The sequence below is a fragment of the Klebsiella scottii genome (assembly GCF_036561945.1).
In the GTDB taxonomy this organism is placed as follows: Bacteria; Pseudomonadota; Gammaproteobacteria; order Enterobacterales; family Enterobacteriaceae; genus Klebsiella; species Klebsiella scottii.
Genome location: NZ_JARXNI010000019.1, coordinates 327,169 through 343,667, shown reverse-complemented (window position 1 = coordinate 343,667; position 16,499 = coordinate 327,169). Strand labels below are relative to the sequence as shown.

General features: G+C 60.8%; 18 protein-coding genes. 1 reads left to right on the top strand and 17 read right to left on the bottom strand.

The window, feature by feature from the left end; genetic code table 11:
* Positions 1–14 precede the first annotated feature (14 nt).
* The 13 genes from QFI97_RS05425 to QFI97_RS05365 all read right to left on the bottom strand — a co-directional run bounded on the left by QFI97_RS05425 (position 15) and on the right by QFI97_RS05365 (position 11,077).
* Positions 15–1,484 (bottom strand): aldehyde dehydrogenase, encoded by a 1,470-nt coding sequence (locus tag QFI97_RS05425; RefSeq protein ID WP_346430680.1) that lies wholly within the window; start codon positions 1,482–1,484, stop codon positions 15–17.
* A gap of 15 nt (positions 1,485–1,499) precedes the next feature.
* Positions 1,500–2,264 carry an aspartate dehydrogenase gene (locus QFI97_RS05420; protein ID WP_346430679.1) on the bottom strand — a complete coding sequence of 255 codons (765 nt, stop codon included), beginning with the start codon at positions 2,262–2,264 and terminating at the stop codon, positions 1,500–1,502.
* A gap of 9 nt (positions 2,265–2,273) precedes the next feature.
* The gene (locus tag QFI97_RS05415) at positions 2,274–3,068 is read right to left on the bottom strand and encodes an SDR family oxidoreductase (RefSeq protein WP_346430678.1); all 795 of its coding nucleotides are present in this window, start codon (positions 3,066–3,068) and stop codon (positions 2,274–2,276) included.
* A complete protein-coding gene (locus QFI97_RS05410; protein WP_346430677.1) occupies positions 3,052–3,822 on the bottom strand; it encodes an alpha/beta fold hydrolase in 771 nt (256 codons plus the stop codon). Before QFI97_RS05410 ends, QFI97_RS05415 begins: the two co-directional genes overlap by 17 nt.
* 9 nt (positions 3,823–3,831) lie before the next feature.
* Complete coding sequence (locus QFI97_RS05405; RefSeq protein WP_331834848.1) at positions 3,832–4,362, bottom strand: cupin domain-containing protein; 531 nt, start codon at positions 4,360–4,362, stop codon at positions 3,832–3,834.
* A 10-nt stretch (positions 4,363–4,372) separates the two neighbouring features.
* The gene (locus tag QFI97_RS05400) at positions 4,373–5,629 is read right to left on the bottom strand and encodes an MFS transporter (RefSeq protein WP_346430676.1); all 1,257 of its coding nucleotides are present in this window, start codon (positions 5,627–5,629) and stop codon (positions 4,373–4,375) included.
* Positions 5,630–5,655: 26 nt separating this feature from the next.
* A complete protein-coding gene (locus tag QFI97_RS05395) occupies positions 5,656–6,852 on the bottom strand; it encodes an NAD(P)/FAD-dependent oxidoreductase (RefSeq protein WP_346430675.1) in 1,197 nt (398 codons plus the stop codon).
* Positions 6,849–7,775: a VOC family protein gene (locus QFI97_RS05390; protein ID WP_095099301.1), complete on the bottom strand. Its 927-nt coding sequence runs from the start codon at positions 7,773–7,775 to the stop codon at positions 6,849–6,851. The genes QFI97_RS05395 and QFI97_RS05390 overlap by 4 nt, the downstream gene beginning before the upstream one ends.
* A gap of 88 nt (positions 7,776–7,863) precedes the next feature.
* Positions 7,864–8,652, bottom strand: coding sequence for an IclR family transcriptional regulator (locus tag QFI97_RS05385; protein ID WP_095099303.1), 789 nt, complete (start codon positions 8,650–8,652; stop codon positions 7,864–7,866).
* A 14-nt stretch (positions 8,653–8,666) separates the two neighbouring features.
* Positions 8,667–9,416: an SDR family oxidoreductase gene (locus QFI97_RS05380; RefSeq protein ID WP_331834853.1), complete on the bottom strand. Its 750-nt coding sequence runs from the start codon at positions 9,414–9,416 to the stop codon at positions 8,667–8,669.
* The gene (locus QFI97_RS05375; protein ID WP_095099307.1) at positions 9,416–10,438 is read right to left on the bottom strand and encodes a Rieske 2Fe-2S domain-containing protein; all 1,023 of its coding nucleotides are present in this window, start codon (positions 10,436–10,438) and stop codon (positions 9,416–9,418) included. The genes QFI97_RS05380 and QFI97_RS05375 overlap by 1 nt, the downstream gene beginning before the upstream one ends.
* 10 nt (positions 10,439–10,448) lie before the next feature.
* Positions 10,449–10,757, bottom strand: a complete 309-nt coding sequence (locus QFI97_RS05370; protein WP_095099310.1) for a recombinase-like helix-turn-helix domain-containing protein — start codon at positions 10,755–10,757, stop codon at positions 10,449–10,451.
* On the bottom strand, positions 10,754–11,077 hold the full coding sequence (locus tag QFI97_RS05365; RefSeq protein WP_095099312.1) for a Rieske (2Fe-2S) protein: 324 nt from the start codon (positions 11,075–11,077) through the stop codon (positions 10,754–10,756). Before QFI97_RS05365 ends, QFI97_RS05370 begins: the two co-directional genes overlap by 4 nt.
* A 428-nt stretch (positions 11,078–11,505) precedes the next feature.
* Here QFI97_RS05365 and QFI97_RS05360 point away from each other — a divergent pair, with 428 nt between their 5' ends.
* Positions 11,506–12,717 (top strand): MFS transporter, encoded by a 1,212-nt coding sequence (locus tag QFI97_RS05360; protein ID WP_346430674.1) that lies wholly within the window; start codon positions 11,506–11,508, stop codon positions 12,715–12,717.
* A gap of 3 nt (positions 12,718–12,720) precedes the next feature.
* Here QFI97_RS05360 and speB read toward each other — a convergent pair whose 3' ends face one another.
* The 4 genes from speB to yqgG form a co-directional block, all read right to left on the bottom strand.
* On the bottom strand, positions 12,721–13,641 hold the full coding sequence (gene speB, locus QFI97_RS05355; protein WP_346430673.1) for an agmatinase: 921 nt from the start codon (positions 13,639–13,641) through the stop codon (positions 12,721–12,723).
* Positions 13,642–13,844: 203 nt separating this feature from the next.
* Positions 13,845–15,821: a biosynthetic arginine decarboxylase gene (gene speA, locus QFI97_RS05350; RefSeq protein ID WP_346430672.1), complete on the bottom strand. Its 1,977-nt coding sequence runs from the start codon at positions 15,819–15,821 to the stop codon at positions 13,845–13,847.
* Between the two features lie 8 nt (positions 15,822–15,829).
* Positions 15,830–15,961 (bottom strand): acid stress response protein YqgB, encoded by a 132-nt coding sequence (yqgB, locus tag QFI97_RS05345; protein WP_115191897.1) that lies wholly within the window; start codon positions 15,959–15,961, stop codon positions 15,830–15,832.
* 89 nt (positions 15,962–16,050) lie between these two features.
* Complete coding sequence (yqgG, locus tag QFI97_RS23495; protein WP_428983843.1) at positions 16,051–16,200, bottom strand: small protein YqgG; 150 nt, start codon at positions 16,198–16,200, stop codon at positions 16,051–16,053.
* Between the last annotated feature and the right edge of the window lie 299 nt (positions 16,201–16,499).

Genomic DNA, 16,499 nt, shown 5'->3' with positions numbered 1-16,499 from the left:
TGCACACCCTTCTCTTAGTCGCACCAGTGGTTGACGCTATTACCCATCGCCAGATAAATGCTCTTTTGTTGCATCCAGGCCTTGAGCCCCTGAATCCCTTTTTCGCGGCCCAGGCCGCTCTCTTTAAAGCCCCCAAACGGGGTGGAAATGGAGAAAACCTTGTAGGTGTTGATCCACACCGTCCCGGCTTCCAGACGATCGCTTAAGCGCAGGGCGCGTCCGCTGTCCCGCGTCCAGATCCCCGCCGCCAGGCCGTAGACGGAATCATTGGCTTCGCGGATCAGCGCCTCCTCATCGCTGAAGGTCATCGCCACCAGCACCGGGCCGAAGATCTCCTCCCGGCAGGCGCGGGCCGCGTTGGTCAGCCCTTCAACGATGGTCGGTTGAAAATAGCTGCCTGCCGCCAGCGTCGGGTCCGCCGGGATCTCGCCGCCGCACAGCACCCGGCCGCCTTCGCGTTTAGCCAGCTCGACGTACTCCAGCACGCTGTCGCGGTGCTTAGCATTAATCAGCGGCCCGACGTGGGTTTCTGCGCTAAACGGATGGCCGATTCTGAGCCCGCGGGTCAGCTCCAGCAGGCGCGCCATCAGCTGCGGGTAGACCTTTTCATGCACAAACAGCCGCGAGCCGGCGATGCAGGCCTGGCCGCCGGAGCTAAAGATGCCGTAGCAGATGCCCCGCGCCGCCTGCTCAATATCGGCATCTTCCAGCACGATGGTCGGCGATTTGCCGCCGAGCTCCAGCGACGCCGGGATCAGCTTTTCCGCCGCCACGTGCGCCAGATGACGTCCGGTGCTGGTGCCGCCGGTAAACGAAATCTTGCGCACCAGAGGGTGGCGGGCCAGGGCGTCGCCAATTACCGATCCTTTCCCCGGCAGCACGCTGAGCAGGCCCGCCGGCAGGCCGGCCTGTTCGAAGATCCGCGCCAGCTCCAGCGCCATCAGCGGCGTGGCCTCCGCCGGCTTGAGGATCACCGCGTTACCGGCGGCGATCGCCGGGGCCACTTTTTGCATTTCGCTGGCGATCGGCGAGTTCCACGGCGTAATCGCCGCTACCACGCCCAGCGGCTCGTAGCGGCTGAGCGTCAGCAGATCCGCCTGCCGGGGGGTCGGCAGTTCGCCCTCCAGCAGTTCGCAGGCGGCGGCGAAGTAGCGGGCGCTGCCCGCGGCGCTCATCACCAGGCCTCGCGCCTCCGCCAGCGGCTTGCCGTTGTCACGGCTCTGCATCCGCGCCAGCTCATCAAGGCGGGATTCGATAATATCCGCCACTTTATGCAGGATCTTTGCCCGCAGATGGGGCAGCATGCTGCGCCACGCCGGCTGGCGCCAGGCGCTTTCGGCCAGCGCGATCGCCTCATGCAGATCGTCAAGGCTTGCCGCATGCAGCGTGGCGTTGACCGAGCCGTCGGCCGGAAACAGGCTGTGCATCACGTTGCCGCCGCCGTAGCGACAGCGACCGCCGATAAAAATCTTTAACTCATCCATCGCCGCCTCTTTGCGCTATGCCAGTTCGCGGCAGGCGCGAACCGCGCTCAGTGCCGCCAGGGTGGAAGTTTTTGGGTTGCTGGCGAGCGGTAATCCGCTGAGCTCCAGGTGGAACTCGCCAAACGCGCCCTGTACATGCAGCGTATGGGTATTGCGTTTGGTCGTCGGATCGACCATCAGCTGTACCCGGGTATCGTCCATCCCGATGCCGCCCAGCGCCACGGTTGCCGCAACGTTGGCGTTCGCCGGAAACAGGCGGGCCGCTTCGCGCGCGCTGCCTTCAAAAAAGATTTTTGCTTCACTGACCGCGTTGAGGTCGATGAGCATTTCCGCATAGCTGCCGCGCCAGCTGGCCGGGCTTTTGCGCGACCGGTAGGTCACCTGCTCAAGACCGCCCTCTTTCGCTGCTGCCAGGCCGTCGATACCGGCCACCGCGCCGGAAAGCAGGGTTAGCCGGCCTCCGGCGCCGTTGAGGCGTTTTTCCAGTTCGCTATCCGCCAGCGCGCCGGTAGAGATCACCGCCAGATGCCAGCCTCGCCTGAGAATGGCTTCGCCAAACTGCGCCACCGCCTGCTGGCTGGCGCACTCCAGCACCAGATCCGGGGTTTGCGTACAGGCCTGCGGGTCCTCCAGCACCGCTACCGCATCGCCGAAGCGCTGGCGGATCGCCGCGTGGTGCGCCTCGCGCGCCACCACCCAGCCCAGGGCGACCTGCGGCGGCAGCCGTTCAATCACCGCCTGCGCCATTGCGCCATAGCCGATGAGCATGATCTTTTTCATCTCAACTCCTTACAGATGACGGCAAAAGCCGCCGGAGACATCCAGCGCCGCACCGGTGGTAAACGACGCCAGCGGCGAGGCGAGGAACAGCAGCGCCTGCGCCGGCTCGTTCGGCCTGCCGAGGCGCGCCATCGGGATCCCGCGCTTGCGGGCGATATCCGCCGTCCACTCGGGCCAGCTCTGGCTCCTGTCCGTGCGGTTCTCGAAGCGCCGCTGCCACTGTCCGGACTCCACCATGCCGAGCAGAATGGAGTTCACCCGAATGCCTTTGGCAACCAGGTCCTTCGACAGCGTCAGGGTCATGTTGAGCAGCGCCGCGCGCGCCGCGGAGGTGGCAATCATGTGCTCCTCCGGCTGCAGCGCCAGCAGCGAGTTCACGCAGGTGATCGAGGCGATATCCGAACGCTCGAGCTGCGCCTGAAAGGCCTTCACCGGGTTAATCACCCCGAACAGCTTGAGCTCCGCCTCGTGCAGCCACGCCTCCCGCGGCGTATCGGCGAAGTGCGCCACGTACCCCTGGCCGGCGTTATTAATCAGCATGTCGGCATCGCCAATGCGGGCCGCTACCGCGTCGGCAAAGCCCTGCACCTCGTCTTCTTTCAGCACGTCGCAGCGGTAAGAGAAGACCTCCGCTCCGGGATATTCGTTTTGCAGCGCCGCATGGGCGCCGGCGAGCCGGTCCGGATCGCGGCCGCAGAAGGCGACCTTCGCCCCTTCCCCCAGCAGCAGGCGCAGCGTTTCAAAGCCAATCCCTGACGACCCGCCGGTAACCACCGCTACGCGGCCTTCAATTTGTGCATTCATCGCGCACCTCTTCCCTTACCCGTAAAAGCTGTTGATTGAAAAATGTGTCGTTATCGAGATAGCTGGCGTGCCCCGCTCGCGGGATGCCGACGAACGGCATGGCGTAGCGTAGCGCCAGCCCCTGCACCAGCTCCGGCTGGGTAATGGCATCCTGCTCACCGCACCACGCCTCAAAGCGGCCGCCGAAATCGCCAAGCCAGCGGTGAATATCGTCATGGGCCAGCATCCACGCCGCGGCAAGATAGCCCTCGGCGCGCAGCCTGCGCATGCCGGCGGCGACGACGACGACGTTGGCCTCATCCGTACAGGGGTGCAGAAGCTTCGCGGCCCGGCTCTGCGCCATCGCTTCGCCGCCGGAGGCCATCTGCTGCCGGCGGCCCAGCCAGATTTTTTCACGCTGCGCGGCTTCTGCCCGGCCGTAGCCCTGAGCGGCATCGGCCAGCACCAGGCGCAGAACGCGCCCGGGATACTTTGCCGCAAAGGCGCTGGCCACCAGCGCGCCCAGCGAGTGGCCCACCAGCACCGCCTGCTCAACGCCGGCGCTGTCCAGCAGGCGCGCCAGCGCCTCGGCATAGTCGCCGGCATCGGCTTGTGCGACCGGCAGCATCGGGCTTTCGCCATAACCGGGCATATCCCAGGCCAGCACGCGGTAGCCGGGCAGCGCCATCTGTTTATGCCAGGAGGCCGCGCCGGAGCTGATGCCGTGCAGCAGCATCAGCGGCGTGCCGCTCCCCTGTTGACGAAAACCCGTCATACCGCCTCCTTAATTCCGCTTCACTTTCGACAGGGGATGATCTTCCGGGTAGGTCGGGATATTCGGCTTGCGGGTGCCGAGCATCACGCACATCAACGCCTCCTCCTCGCCGTGGTTAAACAGCCCGCGATAGATCCCAGGCGGGACGGAGATCAGGTCGCGCTCGCGCAGCACGGTTTCGGTGTAGCTATCGCCGTCCTGAACCATCAGGGTTATCTGCCCCTTGAGCATGAAAAATACCTCTTCGACATCGTCGTGCAGGTGCAGCGGCCCTTCGCACTTCGCCGGCAGCACCATCGTGGAGAAGGTGAAATTCTCCGCCGCCACGGTATTGGTATCGCTGGCGACGCCGGTGGCGCCGGTGCCGATGTAGCGCATCTGGGCGCGGCGGTATTTCGGGTCGAAATCGGCCTGGAACTTCAGCGCGTTCCAGTCATATTTACGTCCCTCAAAGCGCGCGATGCGCGACTCAATCCACTCTTCCATCGTCAGGTGCTCAGGCTTGAGGCCCTGTTTTGCAGTTACGCTTGTATCTGTCATCGTCTTCTCCTCAGTAACGTCTTAGCAGCGGCAGCAACAGGAGACAGCCCACGACCGCCATCACCGCCAGAAAGATCAGTCCGGAATCCATGCTATGGGTGAAGGCGATAAGCGCGCCCATCACCGCTGGCGACAGGGCGCCGGCAAAGTTTCCCAACCCGTTGAAAATCCCACCCGCCGTGGCGCTGACCCGGGGATGGGTCGCCTTCGCCAGCAGCGCAAAAATATTGGGGGCGCCGGTTCCCCACATGAAGGTGCTAAAGCTCATCGCCGCGATAACCGTTAGCGGAGTGGTGAAGTGCATCACCGCCGCGAGGCCCACCGCCGCTCCGGCCAGCGAGATAAAACAGGCGGCCGCGCGTTTATCCACCCGGTCTGAAAGCCACGCCCCGATAATTTCGCCAAGCAGCATGGCGATAAACGGCATCGACGACAGCCAGCCTGCGTGCTCCAGGTGGATACCCTTGCCCTTAATCAGGTAGCCGGGGAGCCAGCCGTTGATGCCCCACAGATAGGCGAGGAAGGCGATATTGAAGACGCAAATCATCCAAAAGTGCGGGCTGACAAATAGCTCCCGGCGGGCGCTACGCCGCTCTTCCTGCGAACTCTCGGCTGCGGACGTTTTGCCCTCCAGCTGGATGCCGCGCAGGCCGATACGGACAAAAATCAGCACCGGCGCCGTCAGCATCGCCATCGCAAAGAAGGTGCTTTGCCAGCCGAAGGTGCTGAGCAGCCAGATGGAGAGCGGGAAGCCGATGGCCGCGCCGACCGGCGTCCCGAGTAGCCACAGCATGGTGGCGCGCGCCTGCAGACGCTGCGGGAAGGTGTGGCGAACGATGGCGAAGGCCAGCGGAAACAGCGGCCCTTCGGCGATACCGAGCAGCACGCGCAGCACGATCATGGCGCTGTAGCTGTGGGTGAATCCCATCATCACCATCAATACGCACCACGCCACCATCATGCCGGTGAGCAGGCGCAGCGGCGCGATGCGGTCTCCCAGCCCGCTGAGCAGAACCGAGGAGAAACCGTAGCTTAGTAAAAAAGCGCTCATCAGGATGCCGAGGCGGGTGGTATCAAAATAGATGCCCATCGCCTGCTGGAAATGGCTATCGGAAAACAGCGCCGCGATGCTGATTTTGTCGAAGAACGCCAGCAGCACGCAGGCCAGTAACGACAGCGGAATGGCCCAGCGAACCGCTTTTTCAGGCGCGTGGACGCCCTCACCGCCCGCCACGGAGGGCGCGGTGTTGGTCTCTAATGTGGTCATCTCTCCCCCTTAAGGGTGCGCGGGTGTTATCGCAATGACATCAGCGAAAAGGTCAGATCGTCGAGCGGCACGGCGGAAAGATCCCTCCCCGCCGCCATCCAGCGCTTCGCCAGCTTGACGGTGCGCGCATCGTTAAACGCCACCAGCTGGCTGAGCCGGCCGTCGCTATCGAGCGAGAAAAACAGCGGCCCTTTGGGATCGCGGCGAACCACCGTCCGGGTTCCCGGCTGCGGAATACCGAGGATCTGAATATTGTGCGCGTATTGATCCGACCACAGCCACGGCGCTTCGTCGTAGCCCTCGGCCTGCGGATCGAGCATCGCTTTTGCCGTCGCCACCGCCTGATTCTGGGCAAAGGCCCACGACTGAATGCACAGGCCGAACCGGTGATGGCGGGCGACATCGCCGGCGGCGAAAATAGCCGGATCGGCGGTTCGTCCCTGCGCATCGACCACGATCCCGCGATCGACGGGCAGGCCCGCCTCCTGCGCCAGCTCCAGATTAAGATCGACGCCGATCCCCACCACCACCGCATCGAAGGTCTGACGTCGGCCGTCGCAGCGGATCACCGGCAGGCCGTCGCTATCTTCGAGGCCCAGCGCGCCGCACCCCGTGCGGACGTTGACCCCCTGATCCCGGTGCAGCCATTCCAGCTCCTGCGACACTTCGCCGCTCACCGAGCGCATGCACAGCGCCGGCTGCTGTTCGTATAGCGTGACCTCGACGCCGCTTTTGCGCGCCGAGGCGGCAATCTCCAGGCCAATCCAGCCGCCGCCGACGATCGCCAGCCGGGTGCTGGCCGCCAGACGCTGCTTCAGCCGCCGGGCATCCTGCCAGTGACGCAGGGTGTAGACCTGGGGATGCTGCGCCCAGGCCTCGCCGGGCAGGCGGGCGCGGCCGCCGGTGGCGATCAGCAGGCGGTCGTAGGTTAGCCGCTCGCCGCCGCTCAGGCGCACGATTTTCGCCTCGCGCTCGATGGCCTCCGCCCGCTGCGGGCGATACCACTTCAGGTTCAGCGCCTGCTGAGCTTCCGCGCTAAACAGACGCGGCAGCGCCGGTTCGGCCTCCAGCAGCGCCGCTTTCGATAGCGGCGGACGTTCGTAAAAATCCCACTCCTCTTCGGCGATGACGCAAATCTCGCCGTCAAAGCCTTCATCACGCAGCGTTTTTGCCGCCCAGCCGCCGGCCTGGCCGCCGCCGATAATCACTATCCGCACCGTCATACCGCCTCCGGCTTTTTCTGCTGGCGGCGGGTATCGTGGTCGATACCGCCCTCCACCGCCCACTCGGTAAAGGAAACCAGGGAGTGTTCCAGCTCGCGCGGCTGCCAGTTTTCCGTCAGATAGTCGTCGTTGGTGTAGTACTCAAACGCCCCGCCGGTCGGGCTGTTGACGTACCAGAAATAGGCCGAAGAGACCGGGTGGCGGCCGGGGCCGATAAAGGTGCTCCACTGGCTTTTGTTCATCGCGATCCCGCCGCCGATCACTTCGTGAATATCGCGCACCGTAAAGGCGACGTGGTTAAGGCCGCGCTTGCGAGTCGGCAGCTGTAATAAAAAGAGATTGTGATGACCGCCGCGGACGCCGCAGCGCAGGAACACCGCGCGGTTGATATAGCGATCGGAAACCTGGAAACCCAGCACCTCGCGGTAGAAGGTCTCTACCGCCGCCAGCTCCTCAACGAAGAACACCACGTGGCCGATGTTGATCGGCTGAGCGCGGTCATAAACCGGGCTCGGCGTATCGATCCTCCGCACGTCGCCCCACTGGTTTATCGGCTCGACCTCCAGCGCGACCGGCGTCTGCCGGCTCACCTGGACCCGCAGCGTCATGCCGTTCGGGTCCTGGCACTCCAGAGCGCCGTCCACTTCGCGAAAGGCCGGCTGCTGCGCCAGCTTCGGACGCAGCGCGTCCAGCGCCGCCTGGTCCGCCACGCCCCAGGTCATCCGGCGCAGGGTATTACCCGCCTCAAAGGCGGGCGGCAGATCCGGGCTGTTGATCGGGTTCAGCAGCACCTGAGCGCCGCTCAGGGTGGTAAAACGCCGGCCGTCGGCATCGCTCGTCAGGCCAAAATCACGCATAAATTTGGCGCTATGGGTCAGGTCGTCGACGCCAAATTCCAGCTTTTCAATTCCGGTTACACTCATCGTTCGTTGCCTCTTTACCGTTCTGTCGCCCGGATTTGGGCGTAAAACATGCCCGACGCACCCAAGCGCCTGCAGTTAACGTATTGATTTAAATAGCCTGAGCTAAATGCCCGAGGAAGCCTGAAATTTTGTCCGCCGCCATGCTGACATCGTTTTGCAGCCGCTCGCGGTCGGCCTGCGGGATCTCATCCGACGGCACCAGGATACTGACGACCGCCGCCACCCGTCCGCTGCGATCGTAGACCGGGTAAACGATGGAGGAGATCCCGTGACGGTAGAAGGACTCGCCAATCACAAAGCCCCGCGCTTTATCCTGCTGCACCATCTGCCACAGCGCCTCGCGGTCGTGAATTTGCCCCGGCGTATTGCCCGGCAGCCGTTCGTCAGGGAACAGCTGTTCAAACTCGCGGCGGGAGACGTCGGTCAGCAGCATGCGGCCAAGCGAGGTGCAGTGGACCGGCAGCCGGGTGCCGATGCTGACCTGATTAATGCGCGAGCCGGCGGCGCTGACGCGGGCGATATAGATAATGTCGCGCCCGTCGCGGATCGCCAGGTGGCTGCTGCACTGGCTGGTATCGCGCAGCTGTTCAATCACCGGCTGGCCGACCTGCGCCACATCCAGGGAGGCGATATATTCAAAGCCAAGACGCAGGACGTTCATCCCGAGCGAAAAGGTATTGGTGCGCGGATTGCGCTCCAGAAAGCCCATATATTCCAGCGTCTGCACCACGCGATAGGCGGTCGCTTTCGGCATATCCACCAGCCGATGCAGCTCGGCAAAGGTGAGATCGCGATGCTGCTCGCCAAACGCCAGCAGCAGCTCCAGCCCCCGCTCCAGGCCCGGCACCAGGTACTTCACTTCCCGCTCGTTTGCCATACCGCCTCGCCTCTTTAGTTAAAAACAAATCCGCCGTTGACCGGGATCAGCTGTCCGGTGATAAACCGCGACAGCTCACTGAGCAGCCACACCACGCTGCCGGTAACATCCTCCGGCTGCTGGGCGCCGCTCAGAGCCCGGCCGTTCTCATACAGCTGATGACGTTCAGCCGGAACATACTCGGTTGCCTCAACCCGGGTCAGCCCCGGAGCGATAGCGTTAATGCGAATGCGCTTCTCGCCAAGCTCCCGCGCCATTGAGCGGGTCATGGCGATGACCGCACCTTTGCTGGCGACGTAGGCCATCAGGCGGGGCGCGCCCCACAGCGCGGTGTCCGACGCCACGTTAACGATCCCGCTGCCTTCACGCAGCAGCGGTACCGCCGCCCGGGTGACCAGCCAGGTGCCCTTGACGTTAACCGACATCACCCGATCCCACAGATCCGGATCGTAATCGATCATATTCTTGCCGCCGACGCCGGTGGCCATTGCGGCGTTATTCACCAGCCCGTCGATGGAGCCCCGTTCGCCAATCGCGCTAAAAACCTGCTCGATTGAGCGCGGATCGGCCAGATCGATAACGTAAGACTCGATGGCAAAACCCCGTTCGCTGAGCCCATGCGCGCTCTCGGCCAGTTGGCCCTCGAGGATGTCGCACATCACGACTTTCGCTCCCTGCTCCGCGCAGGCTTTGGCGAAGTGATAGCCCAGCCCGCGCGCGGCCCCGGTCACGACGATGCGTTTTCCGTTCAGCAGTCCGTTCATCAGGCGGCGCCCTGCTGTTCATCCCGCGCCGCCAGCTGCTCTTTGGCCGCTTTTTGCATCATGCGGCGCAGGCGCGACAGCCCGACGTCGTGCTGATAGAGGTATTCATGATCGCGGGCGTTCGGCGCCAGGCTCTCCAGCACCACGCGATCCTGCTCCAGCACTTCCCAGTGCAGTTTTTCCAGACGGTTGCGGTACATAAAGCGCCACATATCGCGCTGCCAGCCCTGTACGCCGCGGATACGCCAGAAAAAGACCCGACAGTTGTCATTATCTTCCGGTACCACCATGCCGACGATAAAGAAGTGGCCTCCTGGCCCAAAGCGTTTCTGGTACGGGATCGACAGGCGCATCCAGCAGGCCCCGCTGTTACCCAGCTCCACCCAGTCAAAGTTGACGCCGCTCTGGCCTTTTTTCTCAAAGATAAAGCCGGTTTTGGTCGGCTGAAGCACCATGTCCGCTTTACGCTCACCTTCCGCCATCGAGTGTGAAGAGGAGTGCAGGTAGGTGCCGTGCATCGGGTCCATAACGTTTTCCAGCGCGTACTGATAGTTGCATTTCCACGCGGCGGTGCAGAGAAAGTTGCTGTATTTGTCGCCGTTAGCCAGCTCTTCCGGGAAGCTCAGCTCATCCGGCTGCTGGTTCGCCGTCGCGCCAAACCATAAAAAAATCGCCCCGTGCGCTTCCTGAACGCTATAGCTGCGCACGCACTGCTGGCCCACCAGCGGGCACTTGTCGACCGCCGGGACATCTTTCACTTCGCCGCTCCCCGCCACTTCCACGCCGTGATACCAGCAGGCGATGCGGTCGCCGAGGTTCCAGCCCATCGACAGGCGCGCGCCGCGGTGCGGGCAGCGGTCTTCCAGCGCCTGCAGCTGACCGTCTTTGTTACGCCACACCACAATTTGTTCGCCGAGACGGGTGATGCCTACCGGCGCGGACTGCACTTCCCAGCTTGCCAGCACCGGATACCACAGGCCGCGTAAACCTTTATCGAGATAGTTCTGTACCGTTGTCGTCATCGCTGTGTCCTCAGTATCCGTTTACCTGCAAAAAAGCCTCAAAGCTGGCTTCACTCCACGGTTCGCCCTGCTGGTCGTGCATCCTGAGGCCATTCAGCCCGTCCACCAGCTGCGTCAGGTTTTCCGCCCCCTGCTCAAACAGCCCTTCAAGGGTGGCGATAAGCTGCAGCTCCCAGCTTTCCGGGACGCGGCTGCGGGTCTGCCAGATAAGATTTTCGTAGTCGCCCGGCTTGTGAATATTGCCGTTTCCGCCTTCGGCGGGCGGCGTAAACTGGCGGCTTTCCGGCAGCGCCGGGTTGAAGTTCAGGGTTTCGCTCATGCCACGCTCTCCTCGATAAAAGTAATCTGGATCTGATTGTCGAATACCCGCACCGGGTAACGATTGAGGTTACGACCGCCCGGACCGTGCAGACATTGACCGGTTTTCACATCGAATACCGCTTCGTGCAGCGGACATTCGACCTTGCCGTCTTCCACAAAGCCCTGGCTTAACAGCGCGTAGGCGTGGGGACATACGTCCTCCAGCGCGTAATACTCGCCATCAATCAGATAAATGCCGATTTCTTTACCGTCGATATTGCCGCTATAAGGGAAATCTTCCTGTACCTGCTCTGCGTCACATACGCCTATCCAGCTCATCACGATCCTCCAGGCTTTGTTTCATATATGAAACTCTGTTTCTTATTTAATACGGTCAATATAAAAGCGTTCAATCTTTCGTCAAGCGGCAATGTGAAGGATTTGTTAAGTAGTCGTGATTTAATTAGCTAAGTGTGCAATCGATCACGAAAAATTGCGGTAATATGAAATTGTGATATTTAAAACGTGGCGTGAAAATAAATTAAGCGGGAACTTAACTTTTCGAAAACGACTATTGACTTCTTTTCCATATAATCATTAAAAATGATAAAGCCGGCTTCACATCAAGTTTCACAGGTGAAACAAATTTTAATTAATTTTTTATAAAACAATGAGTTTCACCTATGAATCATTTTACATCCGTGACTATCACCGCTATTTAAAAATAATGAAGCTGATTCATAAATGACCGGGGGAAAAGAATAAAAATGACCGCAAAATGGCAAGGAACAATCGCGCTACTGTTGTTAATTATCATCTCTTATATTGATCGGGTAAATATTTCAGTGATGATACTGAACCCTGAATTTGCTGCCCACTTCCAGTTAAATGAAAACAGAATGTTACAAGGAATGCTGATGACCTGCTTTCTTGTGGGCTATGGCATTTCGGCATTACTCTTAACGCCGGTGATAGAAAACCGGCTGCACTACCGGCAGGGACTATTAATCAGCATCGCTATCTGGGCGGCGGTATGCGCCGTTTCTCCGCTGCTCGGCTCGCTGTTCGGGATGCTGATCGCCCGCGTTATCTTAGGCATTGCGGAAGGGCCGCTATTTTCACTCAAAACGCGCTTTATCAGCGACAGTTTCGCCGCCAGCGAGATCGGCAAACCGAACGCGGTCACCGCGCTCGGGGTCTCGCTGGGGCTGGCGGTGGGCTTCCCGCTGGTCACTTTTTTAATCGAGCATCAGGGGTGGCAAGGCTCTTTCTATAGCCTGGCCGCGCTTAATCTGCTGCTCGGCGGCGGGCTGATCTGGCGCTTCCTGCCGGCTCCGGCCGCGGCGGCGCAAAGGTCTCGCTCCGGCTTCAGGCAGACGTTTCAGCTAGCCTGGCGTACGCCGCTCCTCGGCTGGATCCTGCTGGTCGAGATCGCCACCCTCAGCTATCTGTGGGGCAGCAGCGCCTGGCTGCCGGCCTGGCTGCGCGATGAGCATCACTTCTCGCTACAGGCCACCGGCGTTCTGGCGGCGATCCCCTTTCTGCTCAGCCTGGGCTCAAAACTTCTTGGCGGCGTGCTGCTCGATAAAATGCGTCCTGAACAGGCCCCGCTGCTGTTTATCAGCGGCGGCTTTCTGACGGCCTGCTCGATACTGGCGCTGATGCTCAGCCACCAGCCGGCGTGGCTGGCGCTGTTTATGCTGTCGGCCAATATCTTCTGGGGGCTTCAGGGGGCGGCGATACCGGCGGTGGTGCAGCATCACGCGGCGAAGGAGGCGGTAGGCAGCGCCTACGGCATCATTAACGGTATCGGCAATATCTGCGCGGCGTTTATCCCGCTGCTGATGGGGCTGGTGATGAAGTCGGTTGGGTCAGTCAGTTCAGGATTTTCGGTACTGGTGGCGTCACAGGTGGTCACCCTGCTTGCCGGAGGGGTACTGCTGCTGCGCATGCGTCGCGCAGCAGCCGTGAGCGCTTAGGGATTATTCGCCCTTTTTCACCGCCTGGATATAGAGCATTTCCAGCGCCAGAGTCGCCGCCGCCAGGGCGGTGATCTCGGACTGGTCGTAGGCCGGCGCCACTTCCACCACGTCCATGCCAACGATGTTCAGATCCTTCAGGCCGCGCACCAGCTTGATCGCGCGATCCGAGGTCAGCCCGCCGATCACCGGCGTGCCGGTACCCGGCGCAAACGCCGGATCCAGGCAGTCGATGTCGAAGGTCAGGTAGACCGGCATATCGCCAACGATCTGTTTGATCTGAGCGATAACATCGTCAGCGGTACGATCGTTAACCTGGCCCGCATCCAGCACGGTAAAGCCGTTGTCTTTGTCGAACTCGGTGCGGATACCGATCTGTACGGAATGGTTCGGATCGATCAGGCCTTCGTTCGGCGCGGTGTAGAACATGGTGCCGTGGTCAAACTCGCAGCCGTTGGCGTAGGTGTCGGTATGGGCGTCGAAATGCACCAGCGCCATTTTACCGAAATGTTTTGCGTGCGCGCGCAGCAGCGGCAGAGTGACGAAGTGGTCGCCGCCGAAGGAGAGCATACGTTTCCCGGCCGCCAGCAGTTTTTCAGCGTGGGCCTGCAAACGTTCGCTCATGTCGCGCGCATCGCCGAAGGCGTAAACCAGATCGCCGCAGTCGACAACGTTCAGACGTTCACGCATGTCGAAGTTCCACGGGAAGCGGTTGCCTTCCCAGGCAAGGTTGGTGGAAACCTGACGAATCGCCGCCGGGCCGTGACGCCCGCCCGCGCGACCGGAGGTTGCCGCATCAAAAGGAACGCCGGTGATCACCCAGTCGGCGTCGCTGTCGTACGGCTGGAAGTTCAGCGGCAGACGCAAAAAACCAAACGCGTTAGAGACCAGGGAATTATCGTATTGATGACCTAAAGTGCTCATGGGTGTGACCTCTTTTTACAGGCGATAGTGTTAAAAATGCACATAAAAAAACCCCTCCGCGTCGTTAGGCCCGACGAGGAAGGGTTTGAATAGGGTGACTGCTTGTTGGGCGAATTATCGCCGTTAATGCATGCGGGTTCAAGTCGGTATCGCGTTTGTGCGACCTGACGCCCCCTCCTTCACAAGAGAGGGCGCGCGGCATGTTACTCGTCTTCCAGGTAAGTGTAGCCGTACAGACCCGCTTCGAACTCTTCGAGGAACTGCTGCTGCAGCGCCTCGTCGAGACCGGAGTTTTTCACCTGATCGCGGAACTGGGTCAGCAGCGTGTTCGGGTCCAGCTGCACGTACTGCAGCATATCCGCCACGGTATCTCCTTCGTCGGAGAGCTCGACTTCGACGCTGCCGTCAGGGAAGACGAATACGTCCACCGCTTCGGTATCACCGAACAGGTTGTGCATGTTGCCGAGGATCTCCTGATAGGCGCCGACCATAAAGAAGCCCAGCATCGGCGGGTTCTCAGGATCGTATTCCGGCATCGGCATGGTGGTGGCGATCCCGTCGCCGTCGACGTAGTGATCGATAGCGCCATCGGAGTCGCAGGTGATATCGAGCAGCACCGCGCGGCGCTCAGGCACCATGTTCAGCCCTTCCAGCGGCATCACCGGGAACAGCTGATCGATACCCCACGCGTCCGGCATCGACTGGAACAGGGAGAAGTTGACGTAAATTTTATCCGCCATCCGCTCCTGCAGCTCGTCAATGATTGGACGGTGCGCGCGGTTGCTCGGGTCGAGCTGTTTCTGCACTTCGTGACACATGTTCAGATACAGCTGCTCCGCCCACGCGCGCTCCTGCAGGTTGAAGGTGCCGGAAGAGTAGCCGATATGAATATCGTGCAGGTCCATCTGGCTATCGTGCAGCCATTCGCGCAGCGAGCGGCGGTTGCCGGTCTCGTGCATCTCGAGCCAGGTTTCCCACATGCTCTGCAGCGGGCGCGCCGCATCTTCCGCAGGCGGGGTCGCCTCGGTGTATTCGTTACGCTCAACGCCGATGATGTTGGAGACCAGCACGGTATGGTGCGCGGTGACCGCACGCCCGGATTCGGTAATCACCGTCGGGTGCGGCAGGCCGTTCTCTTCGCAGGCGTCGCCGATCGCCCAGATGATGTTGTTCGCGTACTCGTTGAGGCCGTAGTTCACCGAGCAGTCGGACTGCGAACGGGTGCCCTCATAGTCCACGCCCAGACCGCCGCCGACGTCAAAGCACTGGATATTGACGCCCAGCTTATGCAGCTCGACGTAGAAGCGTGAGGATTCGCGCACGCCGGTGGCGATATCGCGAATGTTGGCCATCTGCGAGCCAAGGTGGAAGTGCAGCAGCTGCAGGCTTTCCAGATGCCCCGCCGCGCGCAGAATCTCAACCAGCTGCAGAACCTGCGTTGCCGCGAGGCCGAATTTGGATTTCTCGCCGCCGGAGGACTGCCATTTACCGGAGCCCTGCGAGGCCAGACGCGCGCGGACGCCAAGACGCGGCACCACGTTCAGGCGCGCGGCTTCTTCCAGCACGATGGCGATTTCCGACATCTTTTCGATGACCAGATAGACCTTGTGGCCCATCTTTTCGCCCACCAGCGCCAGGCGGATATATTCACGGTCTTTATAGCCGTTACAGACGATCACGCTGCGGGTCATGCCCGCATGCGCCAGCACCGCCATCAGCTCGGCCTTTGAACCGGCTTCCAGACCCAGCGGCTCGCCGGAGTGGATCAGCGACTCAATCACGCGACGATGCTGGTTAACCTTGATCGGGTAAACCAGGAAGTAGTCACCGTTATAGCCGTAGGATTCGCGCGCGCGCTTGAAGGCGGCGTTAATCGAGCGCAGGCGATGCTGCAGAATCTGCGGGAAGCAAAACAGTGCAGGCAGGCGCTGCCCTTGCGCTTCGCGCGCTTTGACTAATTCGGCAAGATCGACGCGCGCTTCCGGTACGTCAGGATCCGGGCAAACGCTGATATGGCCCAGCTCGTTGACGTCGTAGTAGTTATTACCCCACCAGGCAATATTATAAGTACGTAGCATTTTGCTAGCTTCCTGGGAGCTCATCGCCACCTCCTGCATAGAACGTAGTACACCGTGTTCGCCTGCTGACGAAGGCGAAACCATAGACATGTCGTCAGACATAGCGAACCTCAATTTTTAATAATAAGTGTAAGACAGTTAACTACTATCGCAGTCCAAAGACGCGATAACAACCCATGAACAGTCCTAAACCCCAGCAGATAGTGCTGGCGCTGCGACTGCGCGACCGGTTTCTTCTTCATATGATAATAAAACACGTACCCGAACGTAGTGTGACAGTCCGGAGAAACCACGAGAAAACTCTTGCGATAGAGAGCAAGAGAGCCCTTGTTCAGTTTTCTGACGACCTTCCGGCCCTGGAATCCTGAGAAGCGCCGAGATGGGTAGAACATCGGCAGGTATGCATGAAAGAGATGCAGATTGCGGGATCTTGACGCGCGACGGAACGACGCGACGAATCAGGTGAAAAACGTGGGTTCATTATCTGGTATCACCTCCACACTGCCCCGAAACGGGCCAGCGACAAGCCAAAGCTATATACCTGGCAGCAGGCGCAAAGGCCGCTGCGGGATTCTGTCAATACAGAGTGCTTAACCCGGCTGGAAGTGGCGTCACGAGGTACTCTTCGTGCGCTGTCATAATGAGCCGCGCGCGGCGTTTTATACCGATAAGCAGGCTAAAATGCAAAATAAAAATATGCGTGTTGCCGCGTCTGGCAGGAAAAATTTCCACCGACTATTGCGCATAAATGCGATGCGCATCAAAAAAGTCTGGAAATGG